Consider the following 15,562-nt stretch of genomic DNA (forward strand, 5'->3'; position numbering starts at 1 on the left):
TGGTTCTCCTAGTGGTGTGGATCCGAGGGGTGAGGCCGACTCAGGCGACGAACTCGCGGTGGAACTGACGGACGGCGGCCTCGAAGCTGCTGTCTGGGCGGAAGCCGAGGGACAGGGTTCGTTCGACGTCGAACTCGCCGGGCCACGAGCACACGATGTCCATGACCCGCTGATCCGGGCGTGGGACGACCCGTGCCCGTGCCTCGGGCCCCCCGACGGCCTCGAGGGCGTCGAGCATCTCCGCCACGGTCACGGAGACGCCCGGGATGTTCAGCACCCGCCAGCCCCCTAGCCGCTCGGACTCCACGATGAAGGCGTGCACGAGGTTCTGCACCGCCGTGTCGGGGGAGGACAGCCACATCCGGGTGTCCTCCGGCACCGGCAGCTCAGCCTGCAGACCCTGGAGGGGCTCGCGGATGATGCCGCTGGCGAACGAGGACGCGGCCGAGTTCGGCTTCCCGGGTCGCACCGAGATGGTGGGCAGCCGGCAGACCCGGCCGTCCACGTACCCCTTGCGCGAGTACTCGTTGACCAGCAGTTCGCCGATGGCCTTCGTGGCCCCGTAGGTGGACTCGGGCTGGGTGGCCAGGTCTTCGGGGACCACCGTCGGCACGGCGCTGCCGAACACGGCCAGGGAGCTGGTGAAGACGAACCGGGGCCGGGCCCCGGTGGCACGGGCGGCCTCCAGCAGCCGCTCCGTGGCGTCCACGTTCACGCGCAGCGCGAGGTTGAAGTCCTGCTCGGCGCCGCCGGAGAGCACGGCGGCGAGGTGGAAGATCCCTGCCGTGTCTGCGGTGATGGCCTCGGCCAGGACCGCGGGGTCGGCCATGTCGCCGACCCGGGAGCTCACCCGGGGGTCCTCCACAGGGCAGGGCGCCAGGTCGAGCGATACGACGGAGTCCACCGGCACGGGCAGGCGACCGGCGTCCTGGGCCTGGAGGAGGGAGCGGATCACGCGGCTGCCGAGGAAGCCGGCGCCGCCGGTGACGACGATGTTCATGGGTGTTCTCCTACGTGGGAAGGGTCGGGAGGGGAGGTCAACAGGAGATCCACACCGACCGCGGTCGCCCGATCGCGGACGGCGTCGGGCAACGACGGGTCGGTGACGATCGCGTCGAAGGCCCGGAGGGGGAGGGCCTTGAAGGTGGACACGCGCCCGTACTTCGAGGAGTCCGCGACGAGCACGCAGCGGTCCGCGTGCTCAGCGATGCTTCGCTTCACGATCGCCTTGCCTTCGGTGGGCACCGAGAGTCCGCGGAGGTCGAACGAGGACGCCGAGATGAACGCCAGGTCGATGTTGAAACCCGCCAGCTCCGCGGCGGCAGTAGGTCCGTCCGTGGACAGGTTCCCGGCGTCCAGGCGGCCGCCGAGCACGTGGATCTGGGCCCCCGGGTGCTCGCCGACGGCCGCCGCCACGGCCAGGTCGTTGGTGACCACGTCGACCCGCTCCGCGGCGGGGCGGGCCGCAAGCAGTCGGGCCAGGGCGAGCATGGTGGTCCCGGCATCCAGATAAAGGAGGTCCCCCGGGCGGATCAGCTCTGCCGCTCGGCGGGCGATGGCCGCCTTCTCCCGGGGCCGGATCCCAAGCTTCACCCGATGCGTCGCGTCCAGGGACAGGCGCGCCGGCTTGGCGACGCCGCCAGCCACGGAGACGAGGCGGCCCTCCTCCTCGAGCCGCTTCACATCCCGGCGCACGGTCATGGAGGACACGCCCAGCTCATCCGCCAGCGCGGTCACGGAGGCAGAGCCGCGCTCCACCACGAGGTTGACCAGACGCCGCCGCCGCTCGTCCGCGATCATGCCCGTTCTCCGGGGCGCTGGGACCCGCGGTGGGCCGCGAACCAGCCGAGGCCGTCCTCGGTGCGCCCGGCGGGGCGGTACTCGCAGCCCACCCAGCCCGTGTAGCCGGCCCTGTCCAGGTGCGCGAACAGGTGCTCGTAGGCGACCTCTCCGGTGTCCGGCTCATGACGGTCCGGGACGCCGGCGATCTGCACGTGGCGGGTGAGGTCCACAGACGCGTCCACCAGTCGGGTGAGGTCCCCCTCGGTGATCTGGGCATGGTAGAGGTCCAGCTGCAATCCGACGTTGGGGCGGTCAACCTCGGCCAGCAGCTCCCGGGCCTGCGGGACGCGGGAGAGGAAGTACCCCGGCATGTCCACCGCATTGATGGGCTCCAGCAGGACCTCCACGCCGTGCTGCGCCGCGGCGTCGCAGGCGCGGCGGATCCGCTCCACGTAGCGGCGTCGGGCGTCGGCGTCGTCGGGATCCGCGATGCCGGCCATCACGTGCACCCGCGGGCACGCGAGGGCACGCGCGTACTCCAGGGCGGTGGTGATGCCGCGTTCGAACTCCGCGTCCCGGCCGGGCAGGGACGCGAGCCCCCGTTCCCCCGCGTCCCAGTCGCCGGCTGGGGCGTTGAACAGCGCCTGGGTCAGCCCGGCCGAGCGCAGGGCCGCCGCGACCTCTGCGGCGGGGTACTCGTACGGGAAGAGGTACTCGACACCGGTGAAGCCCGCCTCCGCGGCGGCGGCGAAGCGCTCCAGGAAGGGACGCTCGGTGAACATCATGCTGAGATTCGCGGCGAACTGCGGCATCGGTGGGTCCTCGGTGTCGGGCGGGCGATGGTCGGTGGAGGGTCAGGTCCGGGGGTCGGTGAGGCGCTGAGCGGCGGCGAAGAAGTCCTCGTCCCCGAAGTTCCCGGACTTCAGCGCGAGGTCCACCGCACCGTCCAGGCTCGCCGTCCACGGGACGCCGGGGGCGATCTGGGGACCAACGCGCAGCCCGGTGACGCCGAGCGCCTGCGTCACCGCACCGGAGGTCTCGCCCCCGGCAACGACGAACCGGCTCACCCCGCGTTCGCGCAGCGCGGCCGCCAGGGTGCCGAAGAGGCGCTCGATGGCCGTGGACACGCGCTGCCTTCCGTGGGCCTCCTGCAGGCGACGTACCTCGTCGGGCCCGGCCGTCGCGTACACGAGGGGGGCGAGGCCGCCGTCCTGGGCGAGGACGAAGGCGAGGATCTCGTCTCGGAGGGCCGTGGTGTCCTCCAGCGTGCGGACGACGTCGACGGCCAGGGACGGGGCGATCTTGCGATAGCGATCGACCTGTCGATTCGTCATCTCGGAAGCCGAGCCGGACAGCACCACGGTGCGCCCCGGGGTGAACCGCCAGGCGTCGGCCGCGGTCGTGGCGGCGCCGGTGATCGCGCGGCCGGTGAGTGAACGGGCCAGTCCGGAGCCGAGGCCGGAGCCGCCCGTGGTCAGGCGTAGGCCGGACACTGCCGCGCCGATGGTGTCGAGGTGGGTGTCGTCCAGGGTGTCCAGCACGGCATACCGGACCCCTTCGGAGCGGAGGCGGTCTAGCTCGCCGCGCAGCACCTCGGACCCACCGCCCACCACCGTCGAGGGGACGGAAGCGGCCCGTCCGCTGCTCTGCCGTTCCATGAGCCGGACCAGGTCCGAGTCCCGCATGGGCGTCACGGGATGGTCCTTCATGCCCGACTCCTGGAGGAGCCGGTCGTGCACGAACAGGTGTCCCTGGTAGACGGTGCGGCCGTTGACCGGGAGGGCCGGGGCCACGACGGTGAAGTCCTCGCCGAGGTGCTCCAGCAGAGCGTCCGTCACGGGGCCGATGTTGCCCTCGGCTGTGGAGTCGAAGGTGGAGCAGTACTTGAAGACGATCCGCTCCGCACCGAGGCGTTCGAGGGCGCGGCAGGCCGCGAGGCTCTGGGCGACGGCGTCCCCGGGCGGGATCGAGCGGGTCTTGAGGCTGATGACCACCGCGTCCGCGTCCACATGATCGGGGACGTGTGCGGCACCCGAGAACTGCACGGTGCGGAGCCCGCCGTCCACAAGGGCCCCGGCGATGTCCGTGGCTCCGGTGAAGTCGTCGGCGATCACTCCTGCTCGCAACGGCATGGTGCACCTTTCTGATCGGGCGGGGTCGCCCGATTTGTTCGACTCTGTGAACATGGGACGGAATTTCACATAAGCTAACATCGAAGGGCCAGATTGTGAACCGCACCACGGAAGGCGCTGCTGTATGACTCCTCAGGCACAGAACGTCACCTTCGTCGGCATCGGCGCCATCGGCTTGCCGATGGCCCTCTCGGTGGCGGCGGCGGGGTTCGACGTCACGGGGGTTGACTTCTCCGAACGCCAGCGAGTGGCGGCGCTGGAGCAGGGGCTGCCGGCCGCGGCCGACGCCGCCTCGGCGGCCGAGGCGGACGCCGTGATCGTGATGGTGGCAACCCCCGACCAGCTGTCCTCCGCAGCCCTGGGCCAGGACGGGCTCGTCGCCCGCATGCGGCCCGGGAGCACGCTGATCGTGATGAGCACCGTGGGCCCGGAGGCGGTGCGCTCGCTCATCGCGCCGGCCGCCGAACGGGGCATCGGACTGGTGGACGCCCCCGTCACCGGCGGCATCGCGCGCGCGGCACGCGGAGAGCTGCGCATGTTCGTCTCCGGTGACCCGGCGGCCATCGACGCGGGACGCGCCGTCCTGGATGCCATGGGCGCCGTGGTGGACTGCGGGGCGGAGCCGGGGCGCGGCCAGTCGTTCAAGGTGGTCAACCAACTGCTGTGCGCGGTGCACATCGTCGCCGGAGCCGAGGCCCTGGCCCTGGCCGAGCGTCTGGGGCTGGACCCCGCCGAGGTGCTCGACGCCGTGGCGGACGGCGCCGCCGGGTCGTTCATGCTCTCCGACCGGGGGCCCCGGATGCTCGAGGGCCTGGACGCACAGGTCGCCAGCGCGATCGGGATCTTCGTGAAGGACTCCGCCCTGGTGAGCGCCACCGCCGCCGAGGCCGGGATCGCGGTGCCCGTGCTGGAGGCCGCCAAGCAGAAGTACCTGGACGCCGCCGAGGCCGGTCTGACCCTGAAGGACGATTCGCAGGTCATCCAGACTTACCGGCCCTGACCTCGGTCTGAACCGGACTCGTGTGGTGGCGGCGGCCGCACGCTCCGCCCCGCCTTCGCGCTCGTGTTGCACCATCGCACGGTGCATCCGACGTCGTGATTGCCGAGCGGGGCGAGGAGGGCGCCGCCCAGGTGCGCGAGCTCACTGGCGGCTACGGCGCGCTCGGGGTGTGCGAGGCCGTCGGCACGCAGGGTGCCATGGACGAGCGCCGCGAGATCAAGGTGCTGCTGGAGGTCTGAGGCCGCTGCGGCGTGCGGAAGTGCCGAGGGGCTCCTCCGCCCCTCAGCCCTTCTTCACGGTGATCGTCCACTCCGCTGCGCCGCGCTTCACGAAGTCGGTGACCTCGTGGCCGTTCTCCGCGGCCCAGCGGGGCAGGGAGTCGGTGGCCTGGGTGCAGTCGAAGTCGATCACGAGCTCGTCCCCGGAGGGGATCTGCTCCATCGCCTGGGTGGCCTCCACGAGCGGGAAGGGGCAGACCTGGCCGTCGGTCTCGAGCAGGTGCTTCGCCATGGGGTTCTCTCCTTGGTGTCGGTGGTCAGAGGTCGTGCGCGGGCGGGCCGGCTCAGCCGATCGGCGTGAGCTTCACGGGGCGGGCCGCCCCGGCGTCCGCCGCCGCGCCCTCGGCCGAGGTGAGGCCGGAGCCGGAGGCGGGGACCGGCGTCGTGCCCTTGCCGCGGTGGTTGAGGATGAAGAGCTTGGCCGCCAGGCCGGTGCCGAGCACCATGAACACGAGCGCGGTCCAGCCCTGGAAGCTGAAGGTCGCGGTGTTCACCATCGCGTTGCCGATGGTGCAGCCGCCGGCCCACGCCGCGCCCCAGCCCATGCCGAGGCCGCCGATGATCGAGCGGACGGTGGTCTGCGCGTCGGGCACGCGGACGCGGAACTCGCCGGAGGCCTTCGCGGCGATGAACGAGCCGATCAGCAGGCCCGTCACCATCAGCACGCCCCAGTCCACGAGCTCGAGTTCACCCGTGCCCAGGAACGCACCGATGTTCGCGGACGGGCCGGTGATGCCCAGACCGGACTCACGGCCGGTCGCCCAGGAGAGCGGCCACGCGAGGATCGCCAGCACGCCGATGATCGCCGCGGTGACGAACGGGTGCCACGCCTTCTCGGTGAGCACGTGCGCGAGGCCGGTCTTGGCAGCGGGCAGGCGGAAGCGGGTCATGGCCGCCTCGCGACGCAGGTGATGACGCACGGCCAGGCCGACGCCGGCCACGAGCAGCGCCACGAACACCCACGGGGACAGTCCCGTGAGCTGCTGGAACGAGCCCGTCTGCGTCTCCACGGAGCGGACGGCCTCGGTGGTGCCGGCCAGCGGTCCCTTGCGGAACGCGGTGGCGCCCACGATGTAGAAGATCAGCGCGAACCACGAGCCCACGAGGCCCTCGCCCGCGCGGTAGTACGTGCCGGTGGCGCAGCCGCCCGCGAGCACGATCGAGAAGCCGAAGATCAGGCCGCCGATGATCGTGCCCAGCCACGGGAACGTCTCCGCCTCCAGGGTGATCACGCCGAGCGCGTCGAGGGCGAACACGCCCACCGACTGGACGGCCACGATCACCATGAACGCGGTGAGCCATCGGGTGGACCGGATGGTGAACAGGTCGCGGAAGGCGCCCGTGACGCAGAAGCGTCCGCGCTGGAACACGAAGCCCAGGACGAGGCCGAGGAGGAGTCCGGTGATGATCATGCCTGCCATGAGACAGGGTGTGGCGGGGCCCGCGCGCCGCGCAGGACGTGCGGGGTAACAGTCGCAGGGCTGTGCCGGGGACGGCGCTGCGCCCGGTGCCGGGCGCCGCCGACGTCGTGGAGACCGTCCTGGCCGTCCCGCTGAGCGGTCCGGCTCCCACGGGCCTCAGGGTCGACGGGCACGAGGTGGTGACCGGGACGCTGCCGCGCCGCGTGGAGCGGTACGTGGACGTGCGGGCCGACGCGGGCGACGTCGACCTCCTCGACGACCCCCCCCGGCGGCGCGCTGCCCCATCCGGATCTGCTGGGGCTCATGGACGCGTTCGACGCGGAGGACGGCGGCGCCGCGCCGGAGATCCGCCAGATCCTCGCGGACCCGGAGGCCGGACACATCGAGCTGGCGGTGACGGTGCAGGAGGAGGCGGGAGCGGGGCAGGGGTGAGCCGGTGCGGGGACGGCACGGCGTGTCCGGCCGGCCGACCCTGTCGGTCCCGCGCAGACCCCCCGGGGGGCTCAGGGGTGCCCGGGGTGGCCTAAATGTGATGAAGTGCACGGGTCCTGTCCACGACCTGGGAAGTGACCATGGAGCAGTTCGTCACCGCCGCCAACTCGATCATGTGGAGCCTGCCCATGGTCGTCGGGCTCCTCGCCCTGGGCCTGTACTTCACGATCCGCATGGCGGCTCCCCAGGTGCGGCTGCTCAGGGACATGGTGGGTCAGCTGGTCAGGGGAGGATCGTCGTCGGCGGGGATCAGCTCGTTCCAGTCGTTCGCCATGGCCCTGGGCGGGCGCATCGGGGTCGGCAACATCGCGGGTGTCGCGGCCGCGATCTACCTGGGCGGCCCGGGCGCGCTGTTCTGGATGTGGGTGACGGCGATCCTCGGCGCCCCCGTGGCGCTTGTGGAGAGCTCGCTGGCACAGCTCTACAAGCACAAGGTCCGCGGCGAGTACCGCGGCGGGCCCGCGTACTACATCCTCGAGGGGCTCGGCCGGAACTGGCGGTGGCTGGCGGTCGCCTATGCCGCGGCCACCGTGTTCGCCACCGTCTTCACCGGCCCGCAGATCCAGGCCAACGCCGTCACCGCCGCCACGACCGAGGCGTGGGGCTGGGACCCGCTGTGGGTGGGTCTCGGGATGGCCGTGCTGTTCTGCGTGATCGTGTTCGGCGGCATGCACCGCCTCGGCCGCACGGTGGGTCTCGTGGTCCCGTTCATGGCCGGCGCGTACATCCTGGTGGGGCTGCTCGTCGTCGGGCTGATGTGGCAGCAGGTCCCCGCGATGTTCGGCCTGATCTTCTCCAGCGCGCTGGCCCTGGACTCGGTCTACGGCGGCATCCTCGGCGCCGCCGTCGCGTGGGGCGTGCGCCGTGCCGTGTACTCCACCGAGATCGGCACCGGTTCGGGCGCCCAGGCCTCGGCGGCCGCCCACGTCTCCCACCCCGTGAAGCAGGGCCTCGCCCAGGCGTTCTCCGCCTACGTGGACACCCTGTTCGTCTGCACCATGACCGGCCTGATGATCCTCGCCACGAACAGCTTCAACGTGCTGGGCCCGGACGAAGAGAGTCTCCTCGCAGAGCACGTGCCCGGCGTCGAGGAGGGCCCGGCGTGGGTCCAGATCGCCATCGACGAGGCACTTCCCGCCTTCGGCCCGTCCTTCGTGGCGATCGCCGTCTTCCTCTTCTCCTTCACCACCCTGCTCTCCTTCGCGTTCTACGCGGAGACGAACGTCGCCTACCTCATCCCGAACAAGACGGCGCAGCGCGCGGTCATCGCGATCGCCCGGCTGCTCCTGGCCGGCTCCATGGTGTTCGGGGCCGTGCAGAGCTCGGCCCTCGTGTGGGCGTTCGCGGACTTCGGCGTCGGCCTCTACACGTGGGTGAACATCGTGGCGCTCATCCTGCTGAGCCCCGTGGCCATCCGGCTGCTCAAGGACTACGACCGCCAGCGCCGAGCCGGCCAGGAACCCGTGCTGGATCCGCACGCGATCGGCGTCCGCAACGCCCGCCTGTGGGAGCAGATCCACGCGGCGTACCAGCAGACCGGCGACCTCGACCGCGCCATGGAGCACGTCGCCGACACCGCCCCGGACACCCGCGCGATCACGATCGTGCGCGGGGGCCCGGAGCGCGGGGAGGGGTGAGCGGGACGGGGTCGGCCCCGGGCCCGCGACGATCCGAGGCCGTCCGGCCGGCCCCCTGGCCGCCGCCTCAGCGCGCCCGCTCGTACAGGCCCAGCGCGTCCCAGGCCACCCAGCCACCCTCGGCGAGGGTGAACTCCACGACGTTCTCGCCTGCGGCCAGCGCCCCGGTCGGCAGGGTGAACTCGTGGTACGAGCGCAGCAGCGTGGACCCGGGCAGCGTCGCGTCGCCCTCGCGGGAGCCGCGCGTCGCCCCCTTCGCCAGCTCCACGGACTGCACGTCCCGCCCGTTCACCGCCACGTCGAGACGCCCGCCCAGGCGCGTGGTGTCCACGAACCACAGCGCCAGGTCCACGTCCCGCTGCGGGGCGGCGTCGAGGGTCACCGTCCAGCGGGCGCGGTAGGCCTTCCGACCGGCCCAGGCGTCGCCCGGACCCGGCAGCAGGTACGGCCAGGCCTCGGCGGGGGTGTCCACGCCCTGGACGTAGTCGATCACGGCCGTGGGGTGGGCCTTCGGGATCTGCCCGTACTGGGCGGGGGAGAAGCGCAGCTCGAGGGACTTCCCGTCGAACTCGCCGATCCGCGCCAGCTCACGGCCGGTCGCGGTCACGGACGCCTGGGATCCGCCCACCACCGCCGAGGACGGACGGCCGCGCCGGCCCGCGTCGGACACCGCGACGACGACGTACCGGAAGTCCTCCCCGGCGGGGTCGAGGCCGTGGTGCACGAAGCGCGGATACACGGTCTTGCCCACCAGGTGCGTCTCGTCGGGCGTCGCGCCCCCGCCGGACGTCGGCAGGGCGTACACGCGATAGTGGTCGATCAGCGGCTCCCACGGCAGGGGCGTCCAGGTCAGCTCGACGCGGGAGATGGCGCCGGTGGCGGCCACGCCGGTGACGGTCTGCGGGTTCTTGCTCATCGGTGCTCTCCTCAGGCCTCGATCAGGCGGCTGCTGCCGGCGGGGGTGGTGAAGCGGGCGCTGAGCTCCTTGGGCGCGGTGTCGTCCGACTCCACCCAGGGCACGACCCAGAACGAGGACGTCAGCTGCGCCGGAGTGAACCGCAGGTGCAGGTAGCCGCGCCGCCCGTCGTAGTGGCGCACGTAGTCGTGCCGCACCCAGTCCGGCGTGTACTTGTCCGTCTTCGCGCCGTCACCGTCGGAGGCCGCGGACGTCGTCACCAGTTCGACGCCGGCCGCCCCGGCCGGCAGGCCCGCCGACTCGCCGCGGAGCTCGGCGGCCACGTGCTTGTGGATGTCGCCGGTGAGCATCACGGCGTTGCCCGCGCGCTTCATCTCCGTCAGCAGGCGACGGCGGGCGGCCGGGTAGCCGTCCCACTGGTCGCTGCGGTCGTCGGAGATCGGCGCGAGCACGACGCCGCCGGCCAGCACGTTCCACTGACTCTGCGACGTGCGCAGCCGCTCGGTGACCCACCGCTCCTGCGCCGCGCCCAGCATGGTGCGGTCCTCGCGCTCGCGGTCGGCGGCGTCGGCCGGCGGGGCGTCTCGGAACTGGCGGGTGTCCAGCAGGGAGATGCGGGCCAGCGCGCCGACGTCGAGCCCCGCCACGATGTCCGACTCCGGCCCCTCCGGCAGGGCGTCGATGTCCACGGGCAGGTTCTCGTAGAAGGCCCGGTAGGCGACGGCGATGCGGTGCGCGAACAGCTCCTCGGGGATGCCGGTGGAGGAGGCGGCGCCCACGTAGTTGTTCTGCACTTCGTGGTCGTCCCAGATGGCGACGGCGGCCGCTCGGGCGTGCAGCGCCTGCAGATGCGGGTCCGACTTCGTCAGGGCGTACCGCAGCCGGTACTGCTCGAGGGTCTCGATCTCCACGGCGTGCGCGGGCGTGACCTCGGCCCCCTGACGCCACAGGTTCGCGGCGGTGATGCCGTATTCGTAGATGTAGTCGCCGAGGAAGACGGTGAGGTCCAGGTCCTCTTCCTGCGCCAGGTGACGGTGAGCGGCGAAATGGCCGTGGTACCAGGCCTGGCAGGAGATCAGCCCCACGGTGAAGTCGTCCGCGGTGGAGCCGGCGGCCGGCAGGGTGACGAAACGGCCGACGGGGCTCGTCTGCGGGCCCACCACGAAGCGGTAGAAGTGCTCCGTGCCGGGCGCCAGGCCCTCGACGCGCGGGTGGACGGAGTGCGCGAGCTCCGGCTGGGCCAGCGCGGTGCCGCGGGCCACGATGCGGCGGAAGTCGGCGGTGCGGGCCACCTCCCACTTCACGGGCACCGAGCGCAGAGGCATGCCGCCGTGCCCGTCCTCCGCCAACGGCTCCGGGGCGAGCCGGGTCCACAGGACCGCGCCGTCCGGCCGGGGGTAGCCGCTGGCCACCCCGAGTCCGAACAGGCCGTCCCGCTGGGGCAGCGGCTCGGCGTGCGCCGCGGCGGGGGCGTTCACCCCGAGGGCGAGGACGGCGGCGCTCGCTCCGCTGAGGCCGAGCAGGCGGCGGCGGCTGAGGGTCGGGGAGGGGGAGGACATCGTGGCCTTTCGTGCATGGGTCGGGTCCGGTCCAGGGGGACCGGCGTGTCGCACCGTAGGGGCGCGGTGTGAACGGCGAGCGAGCGTGCGGTGGCCGCCCGGGAAAGGGACGGGTGCGCTACCGTCCGCGGTGATGACCCCGCGTGCGCCCCTTCCGAGACCCCGACCTCACGCTGATCCGCCCGGTCCTGAGCAACGCCGGTTGAGTTATCACGGGTCTTCGCGCCCAGGACCCGCGATAAGTCAACCAGCGTTGCCTCGGGCGGCAGATCCGGGGCCGCCAGCTGCTCTGGTGAATCCGCGTCCGGCGCCCCGGCAGAATGACCCCATGGCATCCCCGCAGCCCCCCGCCTTCGGCCTCGTCCTCCACCACCGCGCCCACGGCATGGCCCCCGGCGACGCCATCTCCCCGCCGCTGGTGCATGCCTCCGCGTTCCACCTGCCCGGGTCCGGTCCCGACGGCGCCCCCGTCGCCCCCGGTGCGGACGTCGCCTTCCAGTACGCCCGCTGGGGCACGCCCACCTGGGCCGCGCTCGAGGCCGCCCTCGGCGTGCTCGAGGACGCGGACGTCGCCGTCGTCCCCTCCGGCATGGCGGCCATCGCCGCCGCCCTGCTGCCCGTGCTCCGCCCCGGCGACCGCGCCCTGCTGCCCTCGGACGGCTACGGCGCCACCCGCGCCCTCGCCGCCGAGCACCTCGTGCCCGCCGGCGTCCACGTGGACTTCGTGTCCACGCCGGGCCTCGCGGACGCCGACCTCTCCGCCTACGACCTCGTGTTCGTCGAGACCCCCTCCAACCCCGGGCTGCGCGTCGCGGACCTGGCCGACGTCACCGCCCGCGCCCACGCGAACGGGCGGCGGGACGGGAAGGGGGCGCTCGTCGTCGTGGACAACACTTCCCTGACCCCGCTGGGGCAGCGGCCGCTGGACCTGGGGGCGGACGTCGTCGTCGCTTCGGACACGAAGGCACTCAACGGGCACACCGACGCCCTCGGCGGGCACGTCGCGTCCCGCGCCCCCGAGCTGATGACGCGCGTGCGCGGCTGGCGCACCCTGGCCGGCGGGATCCTCGGCACCCACGAGGCCTGGCTGATCCACCGCGGTCTGGAGACCCTCGAGGTCCGCTTCGCCCGCATGTGCGCGTCGGCGCTCGCGGTCGCCGAGCTCGGGACCGGACACCCGGCCGTGCGCGCGGTGGCCTACCCGGGGCTGCCGGACCACCCGGACGCGGAGATCGTCGCGCGCCAGATGACGGCGGCAGGCGGCGTCGTGGGGCTGGAGTTCGCGGACGCGGCCGCGGCGGAGCGGTTCATCGGGGCGGCCGCGTACGTGGTGGCGCAGACGAGCTTCGGCGGCACCCACACCGCGGCGGAGCGCCGCGCCCGCTGGGGCGACGACGTCCCGGCCGGCTTCGTGCGCCTGTCCGTGGGCGTCGAGCCGACGGCGGAGCTGCTCGCCGACCTGGCCCGGGCCATGGACGCGGCGGCCGGGCCCGCCTGAGCCCGGCCCTGCCCGGTTGAGCCGGGCCCGGCTACGCTCGCGAACCAGTCCCCGCCGACCCGCCCCAGGAGACCCGCCCCATGCAGCTCGACCTGATCGTGGAGAACGCCCGCCTCATCACCGGCGACCCCGCCCGCCCGTCGGCCTCGCGGCTGGGGGTGTGGCGGGGCGTCGTCGTCGGGGTGGACGAGGAGCTGGACGGCCTCGCGACGCGCGAACGCCTCGATGCGCGGGGGCGCACCGTCCTCGCCGGGTTCAACGACGCCCACGCGCACAGCGTCTGGTTCGGCCAGTCCCGGCTGGACGTGGACCTCGAGGGCGCGCGCACCGCGGAGGAGGTCCACCACCGGGTCCGCACCCGCGCCGCCGAGCTCGACCCCGGCGCCTGGGTGACGTGCACCGGCTTCGACCCCGGCCACCTCACCGGCCCCCAGCCGGACCGCGACAGCCTCGACGCCGCCGCCTCCGGGCGCCCCGTGCTCATCCGCCACAACACGGGCCACGCCGTCACGGTGTCCGGGGCGGTGCTGGTCCTGGCCGGCGTGGGGGAACAGGTGCTGCAGCAGCCCGAGGGCGGGCGGATCCTCACGGACGCCGCCGGCCGCCCCACCGGCCTGTTGGAGGAGACCGCGATGAGCCTGGTGACCCGGCTGCTGCAGCCGGAGTCCCACGAGCACATCGGCGCGTGCCTGGCGCGGGCGTCGCAGGAGTACGCGGCCGAGGGCATCACCTCGGTGACGGATGCGGGGGTGGCCGGCGGGTGGATCGGGCACAGCCCGCTCGAGTTCGGCGCGTATCAGCGCGCCCGGGACGCGGGGCTGCTGCGCACCCGCTTCCAGACGATGGTCACCCTGGACGCGCTGCGCCCGGTGGACGGCCATCCCGACGACGGCACGCACCTCACCCTCGACGCCGGCGTGCGCACGGGGGTGGGCGACGAGTGGCTGCAGATCGGGCCGGCGAAGGTGTTCACGGACGGGTCGATGCTCGGGCAGACCGCCGCGATGACCGAGGACTACTGCGGGCACGGCCACGGCCGCGGCTACCTGCAGCAGGACGCGGGGGAGATGCGCCGGGCGTGCCTCGGTGCGGCGGCTGCCGGTTGGGCGCTGGCCCTGCACGCGATCGGCGACGCCGCCCTCGACTTCGCCCTCGACGTGATCGCCGAGGCGCGGGGCCGGTTCGGGCGCCCCGTGATGCCGCACCGCGTGGAGCACGGCGGGGTGGTCCGCGACGATCAGGTGGCCCGCATGGCCGAGCTGGAGGTCGTGATGGCCACCCAGCCGAACTTCATCAGCGCGTTCGGCGGGTCGGTGCGGGAGCGGATCGGGCCGGAGCGGGCCGCGCTCTCGTACCCGGCCGGGCGGCTGTTGCGCGCGGGCCTCGTGCTGCCCGGCAGCTCGGACCGTCCCGTGGCCGGCGGCCGACCGCTGGAGGTCATCCAGGACTTCGTGCTGCGCCGCACCGAGACCGGTGAGCAGTACGGCCCGGACGCGGAGCGGCTCACGGTGGCCGAGGCCCTGCACGCCTACACGGTCGGCTCCGCGGAGGCGACCGGCTGGGACGGCCGCAAGGGACGGCTCGTCGCAGGCCAGCTCGCGGACTTCACGGTGCTCAGCGAGGACCCGCGCGCGGTGCCGAGCGACCAGATCGCGGCGATCGACGTCGTCGCCACCGCCGTGGGCGGGGAGTTCGTGCACGGCGGGCTGTGACGCCCGGCACCGGCACCCCGCGACGAGCCCTGCGATATGGCCCCTAAACCACGCGTTTGGGGGCCATATCGCAGGGCTCGTCATCCAGGGGAGCGGCCGGGGCACGTCCGGTGACCCGGGGATCAGCCGTGGCGCCGCCGGGGGGCTGCTCCCTACGCTCGGAGGACGGCGCGCAGACCGCGCGTCGCCCCGAGACCGTGAGGAGCACCCCGTGGCGCACGACGACGCGAACACCACCACCACCGACCAGCTCACCCTGCAGGACCCCACGAAGCGCTACCCCGTGATCAGCCCGCCGGAGCAGTCGCTGCCCGGCACCGGCCTGGACGCGGAGATGACGCCGAAGGCCGACCTGGGTGAGAAGTCCTACCGCGGCACCGGCCGTCTCGAGGGCCGCAAGGCGCTCATCACCGGCGGCGACTCCGGCATCGGCGCGGCCACCGCAATCGCGTTCGCGCGCGAGGGCGCCGACGTCGTGATCAGCTACCTGCCCGAGGAGGAGAAGGACGCCCAGCACGTCCTCGAGGTCCTGCAGGCGGAGGGGCGCACCGCCGTCGGGATCCCCGGCGACCTGCGCGACAAGACGTTCTGCGCCGACCTCGTGGCCCAGGCGGCCGAGAAGCTCGGCGGGCTGGACGTGCTGGTGAACAACGGCGGCAAGCAGGTGGCGCAGGACTCGATCGAGGACATCGACGACGAGCAGCTCGAGGCTACCTTCGACATCAACATCCTGGCCCAGTTCCGCCTGGTCAAGGCCGCCCTGCCGCACCTGAAGCCGGGTTCCACGATCATCAACACCACCTCCGTGGTCGCCTACATGGCCCCGGAGCAGCTGGTGGACTACTCCTCCACCAAGGCCGCCATCAACACCTTCACGAAGGCCCTGGGCCAGCAGCTGGCCCCGAAGGGCATCCGCGTGAACGCCGTGGCACCCGGTCCGATCTGGACCCCGCTGCAGCCCTCCGGCGGCCAGAAGTCGGAGGACCTGCCGGAGTTCGGCCAGTCCACCCCGCTGGGCCGCGCCGGCCAGCCCACCGAGCTGGCCCCGGCGTACGTGTTCCTGGCCTCGCCGGAGTCCTCCTATGTGGTGGGCGCGACCATCCCGGTGACCGGCGGCATGCCCACCCCGTGACCG

General features: G+C 73.0%; 14 protein-coding genes. 6 read left to right on the top strand and 8 right to left on the bottom strand.

Annotated features, from left to right (window positions below):
• Nucleotides 1–40: 40 nt before the first annotated feature.
• The 4 genes from denD to otnK are packed head-to-tail and all read right to left on the bottom strand — an operon-like array spanning nt 41 to nt 3,914.
• Nucleotides 41–1,000, bottom strand: a complete 960-nt coding sequence (gene denD, locus ACUXPL_RS06505) for a D-erythronate dehydrogenase (RefSeq protein WP_020625806.1) — start codon at nt 998–1,000, stop codon at nt 41–43.
• Nucleotides 997–1,800, bottom strand: coding sequence for a DeoR/GlpR family DNA-binding transcription regulator (locus ACUXPL_RS06510; protein WP_454182675.1), 804 nt, complete (start codon nt 1,798–1,800; stop codon nt 997–999). Before ACUXPL_RS06510 ends, denD begins: the two co-directional genes overlap by 4 nt.
• On the bottom strand, nt 1,797–2,594 hold the full coding sequence (gene otnI / locus ACUXPL_RS06515; protein ID WP_454182677.1) for a 2-oxo-tetronate isomerase: 798 nt from the start codon (nt 2,592–2,594) through the stop codon (nt 1,797–1,799). Before otnI ends, ACUXPL_RS06510 begins: the two co-directional genes overlap by 4 nt.
• Before the next feature lie 42 nt (nt 2,595–2,636).
• A complete protein-coding gene (otnK, locus tag ACUXPL_RS06520) occupies nt 2,637–3,914 on the bottom strand; it encodes a 3-oxo-tetronate kinase (protein WP_454182679.1) in 1,278 nt (425 codons plus the stop codon).
• Between the two features lie 124 nt (nt 3,915–4,038).
• On the opposite strand from otnK, the gene ACUXPL_RS06525 reads away from it, so the two are divergent.
• Entirely contained in the window at nt 4,039–4,914 is an 876-nt protein-coding gene (locus ACUXPL_RS06525; RefSeq protein WP_454182681.1) for an NAD(P)-dependent oxidoreductase, read from the top strand.
• A gap of 282 nt (nt 4,915–5,196) precedes the next feature.
• Here the strand turns inward: ACUXPL_RS06525 and ACUXPL_RS06530 are convergent, their stop codons facing one another.
• Nucleotides 5,197–5,424: a sulfurtransferase TusA family protein gene (locus ACUXPL_RS06530; protein ID WP_041104858.1), complete on the bottom strand. Its 228-nt coding sequence runs from the start codon at nt 5,422–5,424 to the stop codon at nt 5,197–5,199.
• Nucleotides 5,425–5,476: 52 nt separating this feature from the next.
• Entirely contained in the window at nt 5,477–6,604 is a 1,128-nt protein-coding gene (locus ACUXPL_RS06535; RefSeq protein WP_123243968.1) for a YeeE/YedE family protein, read from the bottom strand.
• Nucleotides 6,605–6,916: 312 nt separating this feature from the next.
• Between ACUXPL_RS06535 and ACUXPL_RS06540 the strand changes: the two genes are divergently transcribed.
• Both ACUXPL_RS06540 and ACUXPL_RS06545 read left to right on the top strand, forming a co-directional pair.
• Nucleotides 6,917–7,045: a hypothetical protein gene (locus tag ACUXPL_RS06540; protein WP_454182683.1), complete on the top strand. Its 129-nt coding sequence runs from the start codon at nt 6,917–6,919 to the stop codon at nt 7,043–7,045.
• Nucleotides 7,046–7,185: 140 nt separating this feature from the next.
• Nucleotides 7,186–8,742, top strand: a complete 1,557-nt coding sequence (locus ACUXPL_RS06545; RefSeq protein WP_454182685.1) for an alanine/glycine:cation symporter family protein — start codon at nt 7,186–7,188, stop codon at nt 8,740–8,742.
• A gap of 67 nt (nt 8,743–8,809) precedes the next feature.
• Here ACUXPL_RS06545 and ACUXPL_RS06550 read toward each other — a convergent pair whose 3' ends face one another.
• Together ACUXPL_RS06550 and ACUXPL_RS06555 are read right to left on the bottom strand one after the other, a co-directional pair.
• On the bottom strand, nt 8,810–9,658 hold the full coding sequence (locus tag ACUXPL_RS06550; RefSeq protein WP_454182687.1) for a polysaccharide lyase family protein: 849 nt from the start codon (nt 9,656–9,658) through the stop codon (nt 8,810–8,812).
• An 11-nt stretch (nt 9,659–9,669) separates the two neighbouring features.
• Nucleotides 9,670–11,217 (bottom strand): alkaline phosphatase D family protein, encoded by a 1,548-nt coding sequence (locus tag ACUXPL_RS06555; protein WP_454182689.1) that lies wholly within the window; start codon nt 11,215–11,217, stop codon nt 9,670–9,672.
• A gap of 328 nt (nt 11,218–11,545) precedes the next feature.
• On the opposite strand from ACUXPL_RS06555, the gene ACUXPL_RS06560 reads away from it, so the two are divergent.
• The 3 genes from ACUXPL_RS06560 (at nt 11,546) to ACUXPL_RS06570 (ending at nt 15,559) form a co-directional block, all read left to right on the top strand.
• Nucleotides 11,546–12,715: a cystathionine gamma-lyase gene (locus tag ACUXPL_RS06560; RefSeq protein ID WP_454182691.1), complete on the top strand. Its 1,170-nt coding sequence runs from the start codon at nt 11,546–11,548 to the stop codon at nt 12,713–12,715.
• A gap of 80 nt (nt 12,716–12,795) precedes the next feature.
• Nucleotides 12,796–14,427: an amidohydrolase gene (locus ACUXPL_RS06565; RefSeq protein ID WP_454182693.1), complete on the top strand. Its 1,632-nt coding sequence runs from the start codon at nt 12,796–12,798 to the stop codon at nt 14,425–14,427.
• A 211-nt stretch (nt 14,428–14,638) separates the two neighbouring features.
• A complete protein-coding gene (locus ACUXPL_RS06570; protein ID WP_454182694.1) occupies nt 14,639–15,559 on the top strand; it encodes an SDR family oxidoreductase in 921 nt (306 codons plus the stop codon).
• Nucleotides 15,560–15,562 lie beyond the last annotated feature (3 nt).

This window comes from Micrococcus sp. 140720015-1 (assembly GCF_053627595.1).

Excerpts from the sequence above, each read along its gene's own strand:
- denD (WP_020625806.1), bottom strand. The coding sequence starts at position 1,000 with ATGAACATCGTCGTCACCGGCGGCGCCGGCTTCCTCGGCAGCCGCGTG.
- ACUXPL_RS06510 (WP_454182675.1), bottom strand. The coding sequence starts at position 1,800 with ATGATCGCGGACGAGCGGCGGCGGCGTCTGGTCAACCTCGTGGTGGAG.
- otnI (WP_454182677.1), bottom strand. The coding sequence starts at position 2,594 with ATGCCGCAGTTCGCCGCGAATCTCAGCATGATGTTCACCGAGCGTCCC.
- otnK (WP_454182679.1), bottom strand. The coding sequence starts at position 3,914 with ATGCCGTTGCGAGCAGGAGTGATCGCCGACGACTTCACCGGAGCCACG.
- ACUXPL_RS06525 (WP_454182681.1), top strand. The coding sequence starts at position 4,039 with ATGACTCCTCAGGCACAGAACGTCACCTTCGTCGGCATCGGCGCCATC.
- ACUXPL_RS06530 (WP_041104858.1), bottom strand. The coding sequence starts at position 5,424 with ATGGCGAAGCACCTGCTCGAGACCGACGGCCAGGTCTGCCCCTTCCCG.
- ACUXPL_RS06535 (WP_123243968.1), bottom strand. The coding sequence starts at position 6,604 with ATGATCATCACCGGACTCCTCCTCGGCCTCGTCCTGGGCTTCGTGTTC.
- ACUXPL_RS06540 (WP_454182683.1), top strand. The coding sequence starts at position 6,917 with ATGGACGCGTTCGACGCGGAGGACGGCGGCGCCGCGCCGGAGATCCGC.
- ACUXPL_RS06545 (WP_454182685.1), top strand. The coding sequence starts at position 7,186 with ATGGAGCAGTTCGTCACCGCCGCCAACTCGATCATGTGGAGCCTGCCC.
- ACUXPL_RS06550 (WP_454182687.1), bottom strand. The coding sequence starts at position 9,658 with ATGAGCAAGAACCCGCAGACCGTCACCGGCGTGGCCGCCACCGGCGCC.
- ACUXPL_RS06555 (WP_454182689.1), bottom strand. The coding sequence starts at position 11,217 with ATGTCCTCCCCCTCCCCGACCCTCAGCCGCCGCCGCCTGCTCGGCCTC.
- ACUXPL_RS06560 (WP_454182691.1), top strand. The coding sequence starts at position 11,546 with ATGGCATCCCCGCAGCCCCCCGCCTTCGGCCTCGTCCTCCACCACCGC.
- ACUXPL_RS06565 (WP_454182693.1), top strand. The coding sequence starts at position 12,796 with ATGCAGCTCGACCTGATCGTGGAGAACGCCCGCCTCATCACCGGCGAC.